Annotated in this window: 13 protein-coding genes and 3 pseudogenes; 8 read left to right on the top strand and 8 right to left on the bottom strand. The window is 69.5% G+C overall.

The features are described from left to right. Positions 1-14: 14 nt before the first annotated feature. The gene (locus ABZX12_RS24000; protein ID WP_355696432.1) at positions 15-944 is read right to left on the bottom strand and encodes an SMP-30/gluconolactonase/LRE family protein; all 930 of its coding nucleotides are present in this window, start codon (positions 942-944) and stop codon (positions 15-17) included. Positions 945-987: 43 nt separating this feature from the next. Continuing rightward, complete coding sequence (locus ABZX12_RS23995) at positions 988-1,920, bottom strand: SMP-30/gluconolactonase/LRE family protein (protein WP_355696430.1); 933 nt, start codon at positions 1,918-1,920, stop codon at positions 988-990. A 76-nt stretch (positions 1,921-1,996) separates the two neighbouring features. Here ABZX12_RS23995 and ABZX12_RS23990 point away from each other — a divergent pair, with 76 nt between their 5' ends. The 4 genes from ABZX12_RS23990 (at position 1,997) to ABZX12_RS23975 (ending at position 6,140) form a co-directional block, all read left to right on the top strand. Then, on the top strand, positions 1,997-2,431 hold the full coding sequence (locus tag ABZX12_RS23990) for an Lrp/AsnC family transcriptional regulator (protein WP_355696428.1): 435 nt from the start codon (positions 1,997-1,999) through the stop codon (positions 2,429-2,431). Between the two features lie 74 nt (positions 2,432-2,505). Continuing rightward, positions 2,506-4,281: a biotin carboxylase N-terminal domain-containing protein gene (locus ABZX12_RS23985; RefSeq protein WP_355696426.1), complete on the top strand. Its 1,776-nt coding sequence runs from the start codon at positions 2,506-2,508 to the stop codon at positions 4,279-4,281. A gap of 3 nt (positions 4,282-4,284) precedes the next feature. Continuing rightward, a complete protein-coding gene (locus ABZX12_RS23980) occupies positions 4,285-4,674 on the top strand; it encodes a VOC family protein (RefSeq protein ID WP_355696424.1) in 390 nt (129 codons plus the stop codon). Between the two features lie 617 nt (positions 4,675-5,291). After that, a complete protein-coding gene (locus ABZX12_RS23975) occupies positions 5,292-6,140 on the top strand; it encodes a peptidylprolyl isomerase (RefSeq protein WP_355696423.1) in 849 nt (282 codons plus the stop codon). A gap of 65 nt (positions 6,141-6,205) precedes the next feature. On the opposite strand, the gene ABZX12_RS23970 is transcribed toward ABZX12_RS23975, so the two are convergent. From ABZX12_RS23970 to ABZX12_RS23960, 3 genes are all read right to left on the bottom strand, one after another. Continuing rightward, positions 6,206-7,297 carry a glycoside hydrolase family 76 protein gene (locus tag ABZX12_RS23970; RefSeq protein ID WP_355696421.1) on the bottom strand — a complete coding sequence of 364 codons (1,092 nt, stop codon included), beginning with the start codon at positions 7,295-7,297 and terminating at the stop codon, positions 6,206-6,208. A gap of 184 nt (positions 7,298-7,481) precedes the next feature. Beyond that, positions 7,482-8,666, bottom strand: coding sequence for a SpoIID/LytB domain-containing protein (locus tag ABZX12_RS23965; protein WP_355696419.1), 1,185 nt, complete (start codon positions 8,664-8,666; stop codon positions 7,482-7,484). After that, the gene (locus ABZX12_RS23960; protein WP_355696417.1) at positions 8,663-10,066 is read right to left on the bottom strand and encodes a peptidoglycan recognition protein; all 1,404 of its coding nucleotides are present in this window, start codon (positions 10,064-10,066) and stop codon (positions 8,663-8,665) included. The genes ABZX12_RS23965 and ABZX12_RS23960 overlap by 4 nt, the downstream gene beginning before the upstream one ends. Before the next feature lie 153 nt (positions 10,067-10,219). On the opposite strand from ABZX12_RS23960, the gene ABZX12_RS23955 reads away from it, so the two are divergent. After that, positions 10,220-11,047 carry a hypothetical protein gene (locus ABZX12_RS23955; RefSeq protein WP_355696415.1) on the top strand — a complete coding sequence of 276 codons (828 nt, stop codon included), beginning with the start codon at positions 10,220-10,222 and terminating at the stop codon, positions 11,045-11,047. Between the two features lie 55 nt (positions 11,048-11,102). Here ABZX12_RS23955 and ABZX12_RS23950 read toward each other — a convergent pair whose 3' ends face one another. Beyond that, on the bottom strand, positions 11,103-11,999 hold the full coding sequence (locus ABZX12_RS23950; RefSeq protein WP_355696413.1) for a hypothetical protein: 897 nt from the start codon (positions 11,997-11,999) through the stop codon (positions 11,103-11,105). Between the two features lie 21 nt (positions 12,000-12,020). Continuing rightward, positions 12,021-12,920, bottom strand: coding sequence for a hypothetical protein (locus tag ABZX12_RS23945; RefSeq protein ID WP_355696411.1), 900 nt, complete (start codon positions 12,918-12,920; stop codon positions 12,021-12,023). 272 nt (positions 12,921-13,192) lie between these two features. Between ABZX12_RS23945 and ABZX12_RS23940 the strand changes: the two are divergent. The 3 pseudogenes from ABZX12_RS23940 to ABZX12_RS23930 all read left to right on the top strand — a co-directional run. Continuing rightward, positions 13,193-13,361 (top strand): annotated as a pseudogene (locus tag ABZX12_RS23940) (transposase); the annotation flags it as partial. Between the two features lie 101 nt (positions 13,362-13,462). Continuing rightward, positions 13,463-13,576, top strand: a pseudogene (locus ABZX12_RS23935) (transposase); the annotation flags it as partial. 30 nt (positions 13,577-13,606) lie between these two features. Further along, positions 13,607-14,200: pseudogene (locus tag ABZX12_RS23930) on the top strand (transposase); the annotation flags it as partial. 316 nt (positions 14,201-14,516) lie between these two features. On the opposite strand, the gene ABZX12_RS23925 reads toward ABZX12_RS23930, so the two are convergent. After that, a partial coding sequence (locus tag ABZX12_RS23925; RefSeq protein WP_355696409.1) for a DUF222 domain-containing protein occupies positions 14,517-16,220 on the bottom strand: 1,704 nt, incomplete at its 5' end.

The raw sequence follows: 16,220 nt of genomic DNA, 5'->3' as shown, positions 1-16,220 counted from the left end.
GGTGAGCGACCGAATTACCGGGCCGGGCCGTAGGCCTCCGGGGCTCCGTTGGCGGTGGTGAAGAGCGAGTAGACCGAGGTGGTCGCGGTGAGGAACAGGCGGTTGCGCTTGGGGCCGCCCCAGGTCAGGTTGCTGACGGTCTCGGGGACCAGGAGCTTGCCGAGCAGCGTGCCGTCGGGGTGATAGATGTGGACGCCGTCCGCGGCCGAGGCCCAGATGCGGCCCTGGGTGTCGAGGCGGATGCCGTCGAAGATGCCGTTGCCGCACTCGGCGAACAGTTCGCCGCCGCTCAGTTTGTCACCGTCGACGGTGAAGACGCGGATCGTCGCCTCCTCCGAATCGGTGATGTAGAGCAACGACTCGTCGACCGAGAAGGCGAGCCCGTTCGGCCGGTTGAAGTCGTCGGCGACGCGGGTCAGCACACCGTTCGGCGAGACCCGGTAGACGTGGCACCCGCCGGTCTCGATCGCGCCTTGGTACCCCTCGTAGTCGCTGTCGATGCCGTACGCCGGGTCCGTGAACCAGACCGATCCGTCGCGCTTGACCACTACGTCGTTCGGGCTGTTCAAACGTTTTCCGTCGTACTCATGGGCGAGCACGGTGATACCGCCGTGGTGCTCGGTCCTGGTCACACGGCGGTTGCCGTGCTCGCAGCTCACCAGCCGGCCCTCGGTGTCGCGGGTGTGCCCGTTCGTGTTTCCGGCCGGGTGCCGGAAAACGGAAACCTGGTACGACGTCTCGTCCCAGCGCAGGATCCGGTCGTTCGGGATGTCGCTCCAGAGCAGGTAGCGGCCGGCAGCCGAGTACACCGGGCCCTCGACCCAGCGGCCGCCGGTCCACAGCCGCTCGAGCCGGCTGTCGCCGCGGATCCCGGCGAACCGGTCGTCCAGCTTCTCCCAGACGGCCGGTGCGGTCCCTGCCAACGGCTCGAGAATTCCCGTCATCACGACTCCTCGCGAACTCGGCTGCAAACGCCCGCCGCCGAGCCTATGCGGTCGCGGCGCGGTTCGCTCCCGGCTGTCCACAGGCGGTCGTCAGCCACGACCACACGGTCGTGGTCGCGGTGATGAACAGGCGGTTTCCTTTCGGGCCGCCGAAGGTCAGGTTGGAGACGACGTCCGGCAGCAGCAGCTTGCCGATCAGCGTGCCGTCCGGGTCGAAGCAGTGCACCCCTTCGTGGGTCGCCGCCCAGACCCGGCCGGCGCTGTCCAGCCGGATCCCGTCGAACATGCCGGCCTCGCACGGCGCGAACACCTCGCCGCCGATCAACTTGTCGCCGTCGACGTCGAACCGCCGGATGTGCTTGGCGGGCGTGTCGACGACATACAGCCGGGACTCGTCGTTCGAGAACGCCAGTCCGTTCGGCCGGACGAAGTCGTCCGCGACGACGCTCAGCGTGCCGTCCGGCCCGATCCGGTAGACGTGGCACCCGTCGATCTCCTGCTCGGCGGCGTGACCCTCGTAGCTCGAGGTGATCCCGTACGGCGGGTCGGTGAACCAGATCGACCCGTCGCTGTGCTCGACGACGTCGTTCGGGCTGTTGAGTCTGCGGCCCTCGAAGTGTGAGGCGAGCACCGTACGGCGGCCGTCGTGCTCGGTCCGCACCACCTGGCGGTCGCCCTGAGAGCAGCTGATCAGGCGGCCGGCGCGGTCGATCGTGTTGCCGTTGACGTAGCCGGACGGCTCCCGGAACACGCTGACGTGACCGGAGCTTTCGTCCCAGCGGAGCATCCGGTCGTTCGGGATGTCGCTGACCACCAGGCAGCGCCAGGCCGGCGAGTACGCCGGTCCCTCGAGCCAGCGGCCCCCGTCGTACAGGCATTCGAGGTACTCGTCGCCGGCGATCGCGCGGAAACGGTCGTCGAGCACCACCAGGTCGGCCCGCAGCCGCCGCGGCGCGGCGTTGATCGTGATCGTCATGAACCGAACGCTATCCTGTTGCTGACAATTCGGACAGAACGAGATTTGGCTTGTGACCGATATGACAATAGATGATGTGGACCGTGGCCTGCTCGCCGCGCTGCAGGACGACGCCGGCCAGTCGTACGCCGCGCTCGGCCAGGCGGTCGGGCTGTCCGCCGGGTCCGCCCACGAACGGGTCCGGAAACTCAAGGCGGCCGGTGTGATCCGGCGGACGACGGTCGACGTCGACCCGGCCGCGGTCGGGCTCGGCGTGCTGGCGTTCGTCCTGCTCGACGCCGGCGCCTGGATGGGCGACGAGCCGACACTGCAGGCGTTGCGGACGATCCCCGCCGTCGAGGAGGCGCACATCATCGCCGGCCCCGCGTCGGTGCTGGTGAAGGTCCGCACGGCGACCACCGAGGACCTGCAGGCGACCCTGCGCGCGCTCCATCAAGTGGACGGGGTGACCAGCACTCAGACAATCGTGGTGCTGGAAACCTTCTTCGAGAAACAACCCGCCGCACTGTGACCGTGGTGTGAGCAACACCCTGCCCCCAGGACGGCCGCTTGACCCTAGACTCGGGCCACCGAAGGGAGTCAGCTGTGACCGACAGCAAGCAGATCACCAAGGTGCTGGTCGCCAACCGGGGCGAGATCGCCGTCCGGGTCGTCCGGGCCGCCGCCGACGCGGGGCTGAGCAGTGTCGCCCTGTACGCCGACCAGGACCGCGACGCGCTGTTCGTCCGGCTCGCCGACGAGGCGTACGCGCTGGACGGGTCGACACCGGCCGACTCCTACCTGAACATCGCCAAGATCCTCGACGTGGCCGCCCGCTCGGGCGCCGACGCCGTGCACCCGGGCTACGGGTTCCTGGCCGAGAACGCCGAGTTCGCGCAGGCCGTGATCGACGCCGGCCTGATCTGGATCGGGCCGCCGCCGTCGGCGATCGACTCGCTGGGCGACAAGGTCAAGGCGCGGCACATCGCGGAGAAGGTCGGCGCGCCGCAGGTCCCGGGGACGCCGGATCCGGTCGCCGACGCCTCCGAGGTCGTCGCGTTCGCGGAGCAGTACGGTCTGCCGATCGCGATCAAGGCGGCGTACGGCGGCGGTGGGCGCGGCATGAAGGTCGCGCGGACGCTGGACGAGATCCCCGAGCTGTTCGAGTCGGCGACGCGCGAGGCGGTCAGCGCGTTCGGGCGCGGCGAGTGCTTCGTCGAGCGGTACCTGGACAAGCCGCGGCACGTCGAGACCCAGTGCCTGGCCGATGCCCACGGCAACGTTGTCGTGGTGTCGACGCGGGACTGTTCGCTGCAGCGCCGGTACCAGAAGCTGGTCGAGGAGGCCCCGGCGCCGTTCCTGTCCGGCGAGCAGCTGGAGATCTTGTACTCGTCGTCGAAGAAGATCCTCCGCGAGGCCGGGTACGTCGGCGCCGGGACGTGCGAGTTCCTGGTCGGGCAGGACGGGATGATCTCGTTCCTCGAGGTGAACACCCGGCTGCAGGTCGAGCACCCGGTCTCCGAGGAGGTCACCGGTCTGGACCTGGTCCGCGAGATGTTCCGGATCGCCCAGGGCGAGGAGCTCGGGTACGACGACCCGGTCGTGTCCGGCCACTCGATCGAGTTCCGGATCAACGCCGAGGACGGCGGGCGCGGATTCCTGCCCGCTCCCGGGACGCTGACCCGGTGGCACGCGCCGTCCGGTCCGGGGGTGCGCCTCGACGGCGGGTACGACCAGGGCGAGACGGTGCCGGGCGCGTTCGACTCGCTGGTCGCGAAGCTGATCGTCACCGGGCGGGACCGCACGCAGGCGCTGGAGCGGTCGCGGCGGGCACTGCGTGAGTTCGTCGTCGAGGGCATGCCGACCGTGATCCCGTTCCACGCGTCGGTGGTGTCCGACCCGGCGTTCGTCGGCACCGACGGGTTCACGGTGCACACCCGGTGGATCGAGACCGAGTACGACAACCAGCTCACGCCGTACGAGGGCCCGACCGCCGAGGCGCCGTCCGACGCCGAGCGCGAGAAGGTGACCGTCGAGGTCGGCGGCAAGCGACTCGAGGTGGTCCTCCCCGCCGGGCTCGGTGCGGTCGGCGCAGCCACGGCCGCCGCCGGGTCGAAGAAGAAGCCGGCGCGGCGCGCGGGCGGTACGAAGAACTCGGCCGCCTCCGGCGACTCGCTGACGTCGCCGATGCAGGGCACGATCGTCAAGATCGCCGTCGAGGAAGGCGCCACGGTCACCGAGGGCGACCTGATCGTCGTGCTCGAGGCGATGAAGATGGAGCAGCCGCTCAACGCCCACAAGTCCGGCATCGTCACCGGCCTCACCGCCGAGGTCGGCGCCACCGTCACCGCCGGCGCGGCCATCTGCGAGATCAAGGACTGACCCGTGCCGGAGGCGGGAGCGGCGCCCGAGCCGGTGCCGGTGATCGACGCGGTCGCGTTCGACTGCGAGGATCCGGACGGGCTCGGGCAGTTCTGGCAGTCGCTGCTCGGCGGTGAACTGCGCCCGGGGGACGGCGTGATCGAACTGCACGGCGGTCGCGTCCGCCTGGACTTCGCCCAGGTCCCCGAGGGCAAGCAGGTCCGCAAGAACCGCGTGCACCTCGACCTGTACGTCCCACCCGACCGCAAGGACCAGGCGATCGCCAACGCCCTCCGCCTCGGCGCCACCCGCGCCGACGACATCTACGACGGCGACCTCTGGCAAGTCATGCGAGACCCGGAAGGCAACGAATTCTGCTTCGTCTGGGGTGCCGGCTCCCCCACCCGCCCTTGACCAAGGACACGCCCTCTGAAGAACACCGCCGCGCGCCCTACCCTCGCCCGGGCCACGCATCGGTGACGGCAACGTAGATCGCCGCCGGGTTCCCCGGGGTCCAGCCTGGTAGCGGGTCGATCGTGTCGATCTGCAAGAAGCCCATTCGCTCCCAGAACGCTCTGGTTGCCTTGTAAGGCTCGTAATCGATGCTCGCATCCAGGGTTCTCGTCCCCGACCCACGCATCGCGTCCGGCGACACCTCCTAGGGACTGTGAACAAGCTATTACCTGTTCCCAGACCCGATCCCCTGTTCACCCCCACCGAGCCAGCCGCGGCGCGGATCCTCCCCCCAACTCCCCGTGCCCACACGGCCGCGTCGACCGAGGACACCCTGCATCGGCACAGTCCCTCCGCCGATCACTACGGGCTTCACCACGGCCGGCGCGCCTCGCAGGAGGCCGGCCGGGCAGGTGTGGCGGTGGGGTGACCGGCTAACACGGGACGGGGGATCGTTGTGAATTGGTGGATGTACCGGTCCGCCGGCCGCGGGTGATCAGCTTGGCGTGGATTGACAGACAGTTCTCAGGTTTTCGCTGTAGGTTCCCTCCAGGCGTTTCGGTGAGGAGGGTTACTGCATGTCCAAGAAGACCCATGAGCAGCAGTTGGCGGCGCGGAAGGCTCGGCGGCAGGCGGAGCGGGAGGCCGAGCGGCGGCGGCAGCGGCGGAATCTGGGGATCACCGTGTCCGCGATCGCAGTGGTGGTCGCGGTCCTCGTGGGGGTCTTCGTGGTGTTCGGGGTCGGCGGTGACGACGAGCCGGCCGCGACGCCCTCCGTCGCCCCGGAGAACAAGCCGGCCAGCATCCCGACCGCGATGGCGGCGGCGCCCAAGCGGGAGACTCCGCTCCCGGCCGAGGTGAGCTGCACGTACAAGAAGACCGGCGAGGCGGCCGCGAAGAAGGTCGAGCCGCCGGCGGATGGCAAGACCAAGGCATCGGGGACGTCGAACGTCAGCCTGAACACCTCGATCGGCGACCTGCAGCTCACACTGGACAGCGCGCTGGCGCCGTGCACCGTGAAGAACTTCCTCAGCCTGGTCGGGCAGAAGTACTTCGACAACACCAAGTGTCATCGGCTCACGGTCGGCGAGGGCCTGCAGGTGCTGCAGTGCGGCGACCCGACCGGAACCGGCTCGGGCGGGCCCGGGTACAGCTTCGCCGACGAGGTCTACCCGACGCTGAAGTACGGCCGCGGCATCCTCGCGATGGCGAACTCGGGCGCCAACACGAACGGCAGCCAGTTCTTCATCGTGTACGGCGACGCCTCGGGCCTGACCCCGCAGTACACGGCGTTCGGGACGATCGACGAGGCGAGCCTGAAGCTGATCGACAAGGTCGCCCAGGCCGGTGTCATCCCGCAGAACGGCCCGCAGGACGGCACTCCGGTCACGCCGGTCGACATCAAGTCGGCCACGGCGGCAGCCTGACAAGAAAACCGCGCCGCCCGTCCCCGAGTTCCAGGGCCGGGCGGCGCGCTTTTGTGCGAGAGGCGTCAGGCGAGCAGGTGGTACTGCGAGCGCGGCCAGGCCAGCAGGGCGTGGATCTGCGTGATGCCCGACTGCTGCAGCAGTTCCACCGAGCCGTCGTGGAACTTGTAGAGGTTCGTGGCGGGGTCCCGGGTGGTGTTCCAGTTGTAGTCGGCGTAGGACTGCATCGCCTTGCGGTAGCGCGGATCCGGCGCGACCGAGTCCAGGATCAGCAGGTTCTTGAACCAGATCGAGTTGAACGCGGCGCCGTTCTTGGCGAGGATCTCCGGCGTGTCGTAGAACGCCAGGGACGCGTTCGCGACCGACTTCGCGTCGCGCAGGTAGCGGGCGTCACCCGTTGCCTTGAACAACAGGACGCCGGCGCCGAGCATCACGCCCTGGTTGTAGCTCCACTGAGTCTTCTCGATGTTGCCGGCCAGGTCGATGTGGTCCCAGTACAGCCCGTTCGGCGCGAGCATGCAGGTCTGCGCCCACTGGTACATCCGCTGCGCCCAGGTCAGGTACGACTTGTCCCGGGTCAGCAGGTACAGGTGCGCCCCGAGCTCGGCGCCCGGACCGTTCGACACCGTGTTGCGGTCCTGGCTCCACGGCGCCTGGGTCCAGTACACGCCGCCCGCGCACGGGTGCGCCGGGTCGGTGTCCCAGCCGTGCACGACGAGCGCGAAGATGTCCTTCGCCCGAGCGAGTGCAGCGCGGTCACCAGTCCGCTTGAACCGCTGGATCAGGTTCAGCCCGATCCACTCGTTGTCGTCGTAGAACTTGTCCCCGCCCTGCCCGTTCGGCGGCCGGACGTAGGAGTCGTAGCCGGTCGGCGTCGTGCCGGCGTTCCAGTAGAACTCGTACGCCGCGAGGCGCCGGTCGGCCTCCGCGGAACCCGCGCGGCCGGCACCCGGCACACCCGCGAGGTTCTCGGCCGCGATCGCCGCCTGCGAGTACGGCCAGACGTACGAGTACGGGTTCGACCCGGTCCTGGGGTAGTCCTCGAGCAGCAACCCCTTCCCGGCGTCGAAGTAGGTGTTGATCGCGTCGTACGACGCGCGCGCCCGCGCGGCGGCGGTCGGGTCGGTCCCGGCCGCACCGGCGCTGGCCGTGGTCATGTTCAGCGATCCGAGGACCGCGACCGCGAGCACTCCAGCGGCCAGACGAGTTGATATACCAATTTTCCTGCGCATCGACCTGCTCCTCTTGGGCGGTGATTGACAGCGATGTCATGTTCTAACCGGCGCATGGATGCCTCGTCAATGCCTCAGCCACCACCCAAAGGAGTCACCGGTTGGTATATCAAGAAGTGCGGGCCGGGAAACTGATCCACGCGGATCGCAGGTGCAGCCGGATCCGGACCTGGTCGGCGGTGAGAACACGTTTTCCGCGCGATCCGGCGGCCTCGACGGTGAGCGCCCGGCCGCCGCCCGGGCCGACGCCGGTCCGTTTCAGGACCCGGACGTAGCGGATCGCGCCGACGTCGAACACCGCCTGCATCTCGGCCGCGGTCCGGGTCACGGTCCAGGACACGTTCGGGTTCCCGTTCTTCGGGTACGCGTCCCAGCCGTCCACCTTCGTCACCTGGTACGGCGCGTCGCCCGCCGCCGTCGCCCCGCCGTTCGACGAGGAGAACTCCGCGATGATCGGCTTGCCCTGGTAGAGCCGGACCTGGCCGGCGGTCGCCGCGATCGCGGTGTTCGTCGACGTCTCCTCCGAGTCGTACCCGCCGTAGACCTGGCAGGACGTGGTGTCGCACAAGTCGTACGCTTTCCGCGCCGCCCGGGCGCGGTGGAAGACCGAATAGGTGCGCGCAGCAACTGATTGCGCCTGCAACGCGGCCGGCCGCCAGCTCGAGACAGACTCCCGCGGTACGACGCCGCGCAGATAGTGCTCGAGCGGCAGCACGTTGACCGTGTCCAGGTGTGTCCCGGACACGTCGATCGCCCGCAGTGCGCCGCGGTACCGGCGGACCGCGCCGCTCGGCAGCACCAGTCCGATCACGGCGGCGCCCTCGAACTGCGCCATCGCGGAAAACGTCTTGTAGAGCGTCCATTTCCGGGTCTTCGCGTCGTACGAGCTGAGTTTCGTGCCGTGCTCGCCGTTCGGGTCGATCGACCACTGGTTCCGTGTCGATGCTCTCGGCAACGGATAGATCTTGCCGGTGGCCAGCGAGCGGACCACCAGCCCGTTGACCGCGCCGACCCGGACCCCGTCGGTGGTGTCGGCGCTGATCCGGACCCGGATGCTGCCGATCGCCTTCCCGGTGGTCGTTCCGGGGTAATAGAAGTCGAGGATCTGCCGTGCCGACTTCCCGGCCAGCGCGGCGCCCTGCGCGCCGTACTGCGACAGCCCACGACCGTGCCCGAAGCCGCGACCCATGATGGTCGTGTCCGGCGCCGCCTCCGGCACGACCTCGCGCGCCTGCGCGGTCGCGCTGATCACCGTGGACGACAGAACGACAGCCGCGATCGCACGTTTCCTCACGACACTCTCCCGTAGACGAGCTGAACCTGCCGGTCACGCCGGTCCCAGACGAGCCACCCGCGCTGGAACTTCTGCCGCGCCCCGCCCGCGACCTGGTACGCCTCGGTGATCGGCAGCCCGATCCGCGCACTCCCGGCCCCGAGCCGCCGGAAGCGGGTCCGGAAGGCGCCCGCGGTGGAATGCGGGCCGGTGGCAACGGAGTAGAAGACGTCCCGAGTGCTGAAGTAGGCCGCTCGGCCGGTCCGCGTCGGATGCTCGCCCCAGAACGGCTGTCCGATGTTTCGGAAACCAAGTTTCCGTGCGAATACATAGATCGGCGTCGTGAAACTCCCGCCCATCAAGGTGTTCACGCGCCCCTTCAGCCAGCCGAGCTGCTTGTACAGCTGGGTTCCCGGGCACGCGGTCGGCTTCGTGTCGCGGTGCCCGGAAACCGTGTGCAGACGATTTCCGTCGAGCACCACGGTGGCCAGCGGCGAGCGGTAGTTGGCGTCCAGCTTCCAGGCGATCACGCGCGCCGTGGACTCCAGCATCGCCGCCGGCGGCGCGGTCTGCTCGAAGTTTCCGATCACCGCGACGCCGAACGAGTTCGCGTTGTACGACGCAGTGTGCGCGCCGAGCACCGGCAGTTGCGCACCGCCGGACCGGCCCTCGAAGATCCGGCCGAAACGGTCGACGAGGAAGTTGTACCCGAGGTCGCACCAGCCGCGACTCTTCACGTGGTACGCGTACATCGCCCGCACCATCGCCGGGACCTGCGTACGGGTGTAGTCGTTCCGGTCGGCGGTGTGATGCACGAACGCCGCCAGCACGGTCGTCGTGTACTTCGGCCGTACACAAGAGGCTCCGTTGTACGCACGCAGCCGCTCGTCGGCGCCCCAGCGTTTCCGGCTCACCATCAACGGCATCGGGTACGGAGCCTTGCCGGCCGCCGCCTCGACGCCGCCGACGTCCTCGGAATCGGACCCGAGCACGCCGGGCTGGATCAGCACCACCTTCGCACCGGCCACCGCGGCGCCGGTACCGGTCACCGCGCTCGCCTGCACGCCGGTGGCGTCCGCGACCCACAACGGTTCGGTACCGGACCGCGCAATTCCTTCGGGCGCCGATGGATCCGGGCCGTGGTCGTCCTCGACCCGCAGGGTCTGCCAGTCGGTCCACTTCCCGTCCCGTTCGACGCGGACCTTCGCGGTCACGTCCCGCACGCCGCCGGGCCAGGTGATGCCGACCATTCCGTACGGTTCGGTCTGCGCCCGGACGGACAGGCCGTCGAGCGGAATCTCCTGGTAGGACTGGCGCGACGGATCAGGCGACGGGTTTTCGTGCGGTAGCGGGACCAATCCGGCCGCGGTCAGCACCAGCGGCAGCAGTCGCGCGGTCTTGCCCATGAAGGTGATGCCCATCGATGACCTTCCGGCAGGGTCGGACAGACGCTGGGCGGCGCGACTTCGATTATGCGCCGCGAGTGACCGCTTTCCGGGGATTCGATCACCCTGCGTGGCGTCTTGAGGGGTTGGATAGGCTCTTCCCAAAGAGCCCCCGAGAAGAGGCCCGACATGGAATTCATCCTGCTCATCGCTGTCGTGGTGATCGCGGTGCTGGCGTACCGCTCGTACCGCCGGACCCAGCTGCAGACCAAGAAGCAGCACGAGATCACCGCCGCTGAACTCGAGGCGGTCAAGCGGACCGCGGACGAGGACATCACCCGCTTCGGCGAAGAGCTGCAGGACCTCGACCTCGAGATGGTCGGCAAGGACCTCGGCGACGGCGCGCGGCAGGACTACCAGCGCGCGCTGGACTCCTACGAGTCCGCCAAGCAGGCGATCGGTCAGGTCACCCAGGCCGACCAGATCAAGCACGTGGTCGAGATCCTCGAGGACGGGCGGTACGCCGCGGCCTGCGTGAAGGCCCGCGTGGCCGGCGAGCCGCTGCCGCAGCGCCGTCCGGCCTGCTTCTTCAACCCGCAGCACGGCCCGTCGGTGGTCGACGTGATGTGGTCGCCGCCAGGCGGCGCCCCGCGAGAGGTGCCGGCGTGTGCCGCCGACGCCGAGCGGGTCCGCGCCGGCGCCGAGCCGGACGTCCGCAAGGTCATGGTCGGCCCGCAGCGCGTTCCGTACTGGGAGGCGGGCCCGGCCTACTCGCCGTACGCGCAGGGCCTGTTCGGCGGCGTCGGCGGCGTGCTGACCGGCATGTTCATCGGCACGGCGCTCGGCGGCATGTTCGCTGGCGGCGGGTACGGCGACTACGCGGCCGGCTACGAGGACGGAATGGCCGACGGCGGCGGCGACATGGGCGGTGACGGCGGTGACGGCGGCGGTGACGGCGGCGGCTTCGACTTCGGCGGCGGCGACTTCGGCGGCGGCGACTTCGGCGGCGACTTCTAGAACACCCAGGACGAGGCCCCGGTGACCAGGTGGTCACCGGGGCCTCGTCCTGTCCTCACTCGCCGAACAGCGGGGCGTTGCCCTCCGCGGTGTTCAGGAAGTAGACCGGGTCCTTGAAGTCGCCGGGAACCTTGCCCAGACCCTTGATCACGGTCGCGGCGCCGTTGGCGTGACCAACGGCGTACAGGAACACCGAGCCGCTGTCCTTGTCGATCCCGGCGAGCAGCGTGCTCTGCGCGCCGCACTTCTCCGCGACCAGGTACTCGAAGCCTTGCCAGGTCGACGTGCGGACCTTCTTCACGACCGGCTGCCCGCTGACCGGGATGTGGATCGTGTAGAGCGCGCCGCCGTTCGTGGTGGCCAGGAAGGTGTCGTACGTCGCGGTTTCGCTGATCAGCGCCATCGTCTTCACCGCCGAGTATCCGGCCCAGCGCGACATCACCCGGGTGGACGGGACGTAGCGGTAGAGCACGCCGTCGCCGCGCAGCCGGTACTCCGCGCCGCGGAAGACCTTGCCCCAGTACGACGAGGTCTCGATCGCCTTGTAGCCGATGTACCCGCCGCCGCGGGACTTCAGCGAGGTGAACGGCTTGCCGGTGACGTCCACGCCGTACGAACCGCCGTACAGCGTGCCGTTCACGATCACGTCGCCGTACACCGTGTAGTCCGCGCCGACGCCGAGCGAGTCGGTCCAGGTGGACGCGAGCTTCGCGAGGCCCGGCGAGAACATGTGCGGACCGGTCGATCGCCTGACGGTGGCGGGCGATGTGGCGGTGACGGAGGCGTTGGCCATGTCACCGGCGGCCGTGATCGAGCCGAGGTTGATCGAGCAGGCCGCGGTGGCGGCGGTCGTCGCGGTGGACGCGGCGCTCGCCGTACCGGCCGGCGCCGCGGCCAGCCCGCCGAGCAGGAGGGCTGAGGCCGTGACAGCAGAAGCCCGGTTGAATTTCATCGATATGCCTTTCGTGGTTCGTCACTCGCCGAACAGCGGTGCGTTTCCTTCGTAGGTGCTGAGGTAGTAGGTGGGGTCGGTGAAGGTGCCGGGCACCTTGCCCAGACTGTTGATGACGGTGGAGGCGCCGTTCGCGTGGCTGACCGCGTACAGGTACGCCGAGCCTGTGTCCTTGTCGATCGCGGTCAGGAGCGTGCTCTGGCTGCCGCACTTGTCAGCGACCAGGTGCTCGAAGGCCTGCCAGGTGCGGCTGCGTACCTGCTTGACCACCGGCTTCATCGGCGTCGCCACCGGGATGTGGATCGTGTAGAGCGCTCCACCGCGGGTGTTCGCCAGGAAGGTGTCGTACGTCGCGGTCTCGCTGATCAGCGTCATCGTCTTCACCGCCGAGAAGCCCGGGTACGAGCTGACCTTGCGGAAACCGTCGGTCCAGCGGAACAGCACGCCGTCGTCGCGCAGGCCGTACACCGCGCCGCGGAAGGTCTTGCCCCAGTAGAACGACTCCTCGACCGCGGTGAAGTTGCCCCACCCGCCGCCGATCTTGCTCAACGTGTTGATCGTCGAGCCGTCGGTGTCCTCGCCGTACGCCGCGTAGTACAGCGACGAGTTCAGGACGACGTACCCGGAGTCGCGGTACCCGACCGGGTTGAGGACCGCGTAGGTCCAGGTCGAGCTGATCTTGGCGATGCCGGGGGTGAACAGGTGCCTGCCCGGCGTGCGATTGGCCGTCGGCGGAGTGGTCGCGGTGACGGTCGTGTCGGCGAGATCGCCTCCACTGGTGATGGATCCAACGGGAATCTGACAGGCGGCGGTGGTGCCGACCGGCGCCGTCACCGTGGCACGCGCTGGCGCCACGGCAAGACCGCCGAACAGCACGGTGGTTGCCCCCGCGACGAAGGTTCGTCTCAGATAGCTCTTCACACCTCACACGATGCAACCACCCGCACGGAAGTTGCGCCGCATGTTCGGCAACCTCGAGCAGCTCTTTGTCTGCGGGGCGCAGGCGTGTCACCGAGTTGGAGACCGGGCTGTTCAGGTCAGACCGTCGTCGCGTGCGCTCCAGCCGGCCGACCGTCTGTGAGCGTCCCTGCGAGTGGTGGGGTTTGCGCAGCACGAGGGTGATGGGTCGCGCCCGGTTGCTGGCCGCGCAGGCCGGCGATGTCGGAGCTTCGGATCCCGAAGCTGCGAGGCTCTTCCCGGTCATCCTCGAACCCCGGCGGCGGATCGACAAGGCGTTGTCTGTGATGGAGGCCTACGTGTGCGGGGTCTCGGCGCGGTCCGTCGACGATTCTGGTGGTCGCGTTTGGGATCGACTCGGGTATCTCCAAGTCGGAGGTGTCGGCGATCTGCGCCAGGCTGGACGAGGTGTTCACCGCGTTCCGCACCCCGCTGGCTGGAACACAGCGCTTTTCCTGCGAGGCCGGCGTCTTCGGGGGCTCGCGCCGGGTCCGCGACGGCGCGCGCACGTGCGGAACAAGGCCGCACATATCGCGATCGGGGTCGACGGCATCAAGCACGCGCTGGGGATCTGGGTACGGGCGTCCGAGGGTGAGAAGTTCTGGGCGGGTACGTGCGCAACACCGCATCCCGGATGGTGTCGGTGGCGGGTGGTGGTGGCCAGCGTCCGCGCCGACGATGGCCGCAAGATCCTCGGCGTGGATGTCGGGGACAGCGAGGACGAGGTGTTCTGGCGGGCCTTCCTGGCCGGGTTGAAGAAACGGGCCTGGCCGGGGTGCAGCTCGTGGTCTCCGACCAGTACGCCGGCCTGGTCGCCGCGTTGAAGCGTTGCTTCCAGGGCACCGCGCACCAGCGGTGCCGGGTGTACTTCGCTCTCAACCTGCTGGTCGACGTGCCCAAACCCACGCCGACATGGCCGCCGCAGTGTTCCGCAGCGTGTTCGCCCAACCCGACGCCGAGACCGTCACCGCGGCCCGGGAACAGGTCCGGGACCAACTCGCCGGCCGCCGCCAAACCGAAGTCGTCGCCTTCACCGCGTTCCCGCGGCGCGCATTGGTCCAAGATCTGGTCGACCAACCCACTGAAGCGGATCAACAAGGAGATCAAACGCCGCGCCCAACGACGCCACAGTGATCCGCCTCGTCGGCACGCACGACGGCAACCCGCCGGCCGAAGGCTCCATAGCGCTGCTCTACCCCGAGCGCGACACTGAACCCATCGCCGCTATCAACAGCGACGAGTAGGCACCGAGGATCAACCTCGGAAGCCCACCACTCGTGTCGCGGATCTACCGCTCGATCATGCGCTGCTCGACCAGATGCTGCGCGTCCATTCGCCTTGAACGCGGTGTCCGGACGAAGCAGCCTGAAGGCGGGACTGAGGTATCGATGAGCGGAAACTCACCGGTTCGGTGTGGGCGACGAGACGAGCCGCACGAAGCCGAAGGCGACTGGGAAGCTTCCGCGGCCCCCTGACCCGCCGCAGCACAGCGGCCTCCTGCCCGCGGGCCTGCGGGTAGGAGGTTGTTGTGTTCATTGGTCTGAGCCGGTGGCTGCGAAGTCAGCCGGTGGCTGCGAAGTCGGCCGCTTGCTGGAGCGCAGCCGCGTCGGCCCGCCATCGCGACCGGTCGGCGACGGCCGCCACCGCGCCGCCAGCGGACACCCGCAGGTCGGCTTCGGCGGGCCCGGTGGGCCCGGTCGGCTCGGCGGACCCGGCGGCACCGGTCGGCCCGGCTGACCCGGCGGCATCGGTCGACCCGGTGGGCTCGGTGGGCTCGGACTCGCGTGAGCCTGGCCCGCTGCCTGGTGGCCGGGCGCGCGGAGGCGCGGTGCGTCGCGCGGTGGCGGGGGTGGGTGCGGGTTCGGCCCAGGCCGGGCGGGCGACACGGACGATGCCGTCGAGGATGGCGAGGTGCCAGCGGCCCTTGTGCAGGTCGGTGTGGTGACGACGGCAGAGCAGGGCCAGGTTCGAGACTTTGGTGTGGCCGCCGTCGATCCAGGAGACCAGGTGATGGGCGTCGCACATGACCGGCGGGGCTCCGCAGACCACACAGCCACGGTCACGGGCCTCCAGCGCGCGGCGCATCGCCTTGGTGACCAGCCGCACCCGGCGCCCCACATCCAGCGGCTCCGAATTCGAGCCCAGCACCAGCGGGATGATGTTCGCGTCACAGGCCAGCCGACGGATCGTGGCGGCGGACAGCCCGCCGCTGTAGACGGTGCGCCCGACCGCGTCCGCGGTCGCGGCCTTCAGGTCGTCGAAGTCGATCGTGACCGTGATCGTCGCCTTCGCGCCATACCCGGCCACCCGACCACCCGTGCCCGCGGCGCTCTCAGCCGCCGAAGCCGCGGCACCCGCGGTGCCTGCCATATCCCCTGTGCCCGCGGTGCCCGCGGCACCACCTGTACCCGCAGCGCCCTCAATACCCGCGGTGCCCGTGGCGGGGGCGGGTGTGGGGCCGGTGGTGGGGCTGGTGGTGGGGCCGGTGGTGTCCCACGCGGCGGCGGCGATGCCCAGGGCGGTGGACAGGGCGTCGGCCTGGCGCTTGTCACGCGGCCGCGGGTCGTGTTCGCCGTCGACGGTCTTGTGCGGGCGGGCACCGGCATGCACGACCGCCCGCAACAGCTCGGCGTTCTCATTGGCCAGGAAGCCCCGGAACTTCACCCCGTTGTCCGCAGCCGACAGCGTCAGCGATTCCCGTTCGTACGCCTTGTGCTCGTCGGGTTCGGGGCCGTCAGAGTCCAGCAGATCGGCGATCTCCTTCGCGGCCGTGCGCAGCTCACCGGGCGACAGGTGACCGGCCAGCCCGACCAACTGCTCCGCGGCCGCGTCCAGATGCTCCACCGGCACCCGGGAGCGGACCCGGTCCAGCCCGAACACGATCGCGGCCGCCTGCGCCGGCCGCACCAACCACCCGCCGTCAGATCCGCCGTCGCCCGATCCGCTGTCATCGGCTTGGTTGTCGCCGGATCCGCTGTCGTCGGATCGGCTGTCGTCGGGGGCGTCGGTGCGTGCGTCGGTGGTGGCGGAGGAGGCCGTGCGGTCCAGGGCGGCCGAGACGGCCGGGTAGTGCGGGGCGGTCTGGGCCAGCCGGAGGGTGCGGCGGGCGGCCGGAGCGTCCAGGCGGTACCGGAACCGCAGCAGCTCGGCGGTGTCGCGGGCCCCGAGTTCTTCGGCGTACCCGGTGGACTCGATCGCGGCGATCACGCTCAGCCGGTACGCCTCCCGGCGGGCCAGCTCGGCCTCCACCTCGTCGAGAGTGGA

The organism is Kribbella sp. NPDC003505 (assembly GCF_040610875.1).
Classification (GTDB): domain Bacteria; phylum Actinomycetota; class Actinomycetes; order Propionibacteriales; family Kribbellaceae; genus Kribbella.
This window is presented reverse-complemented; position numbering and strand designations above follow the sequence as displayed.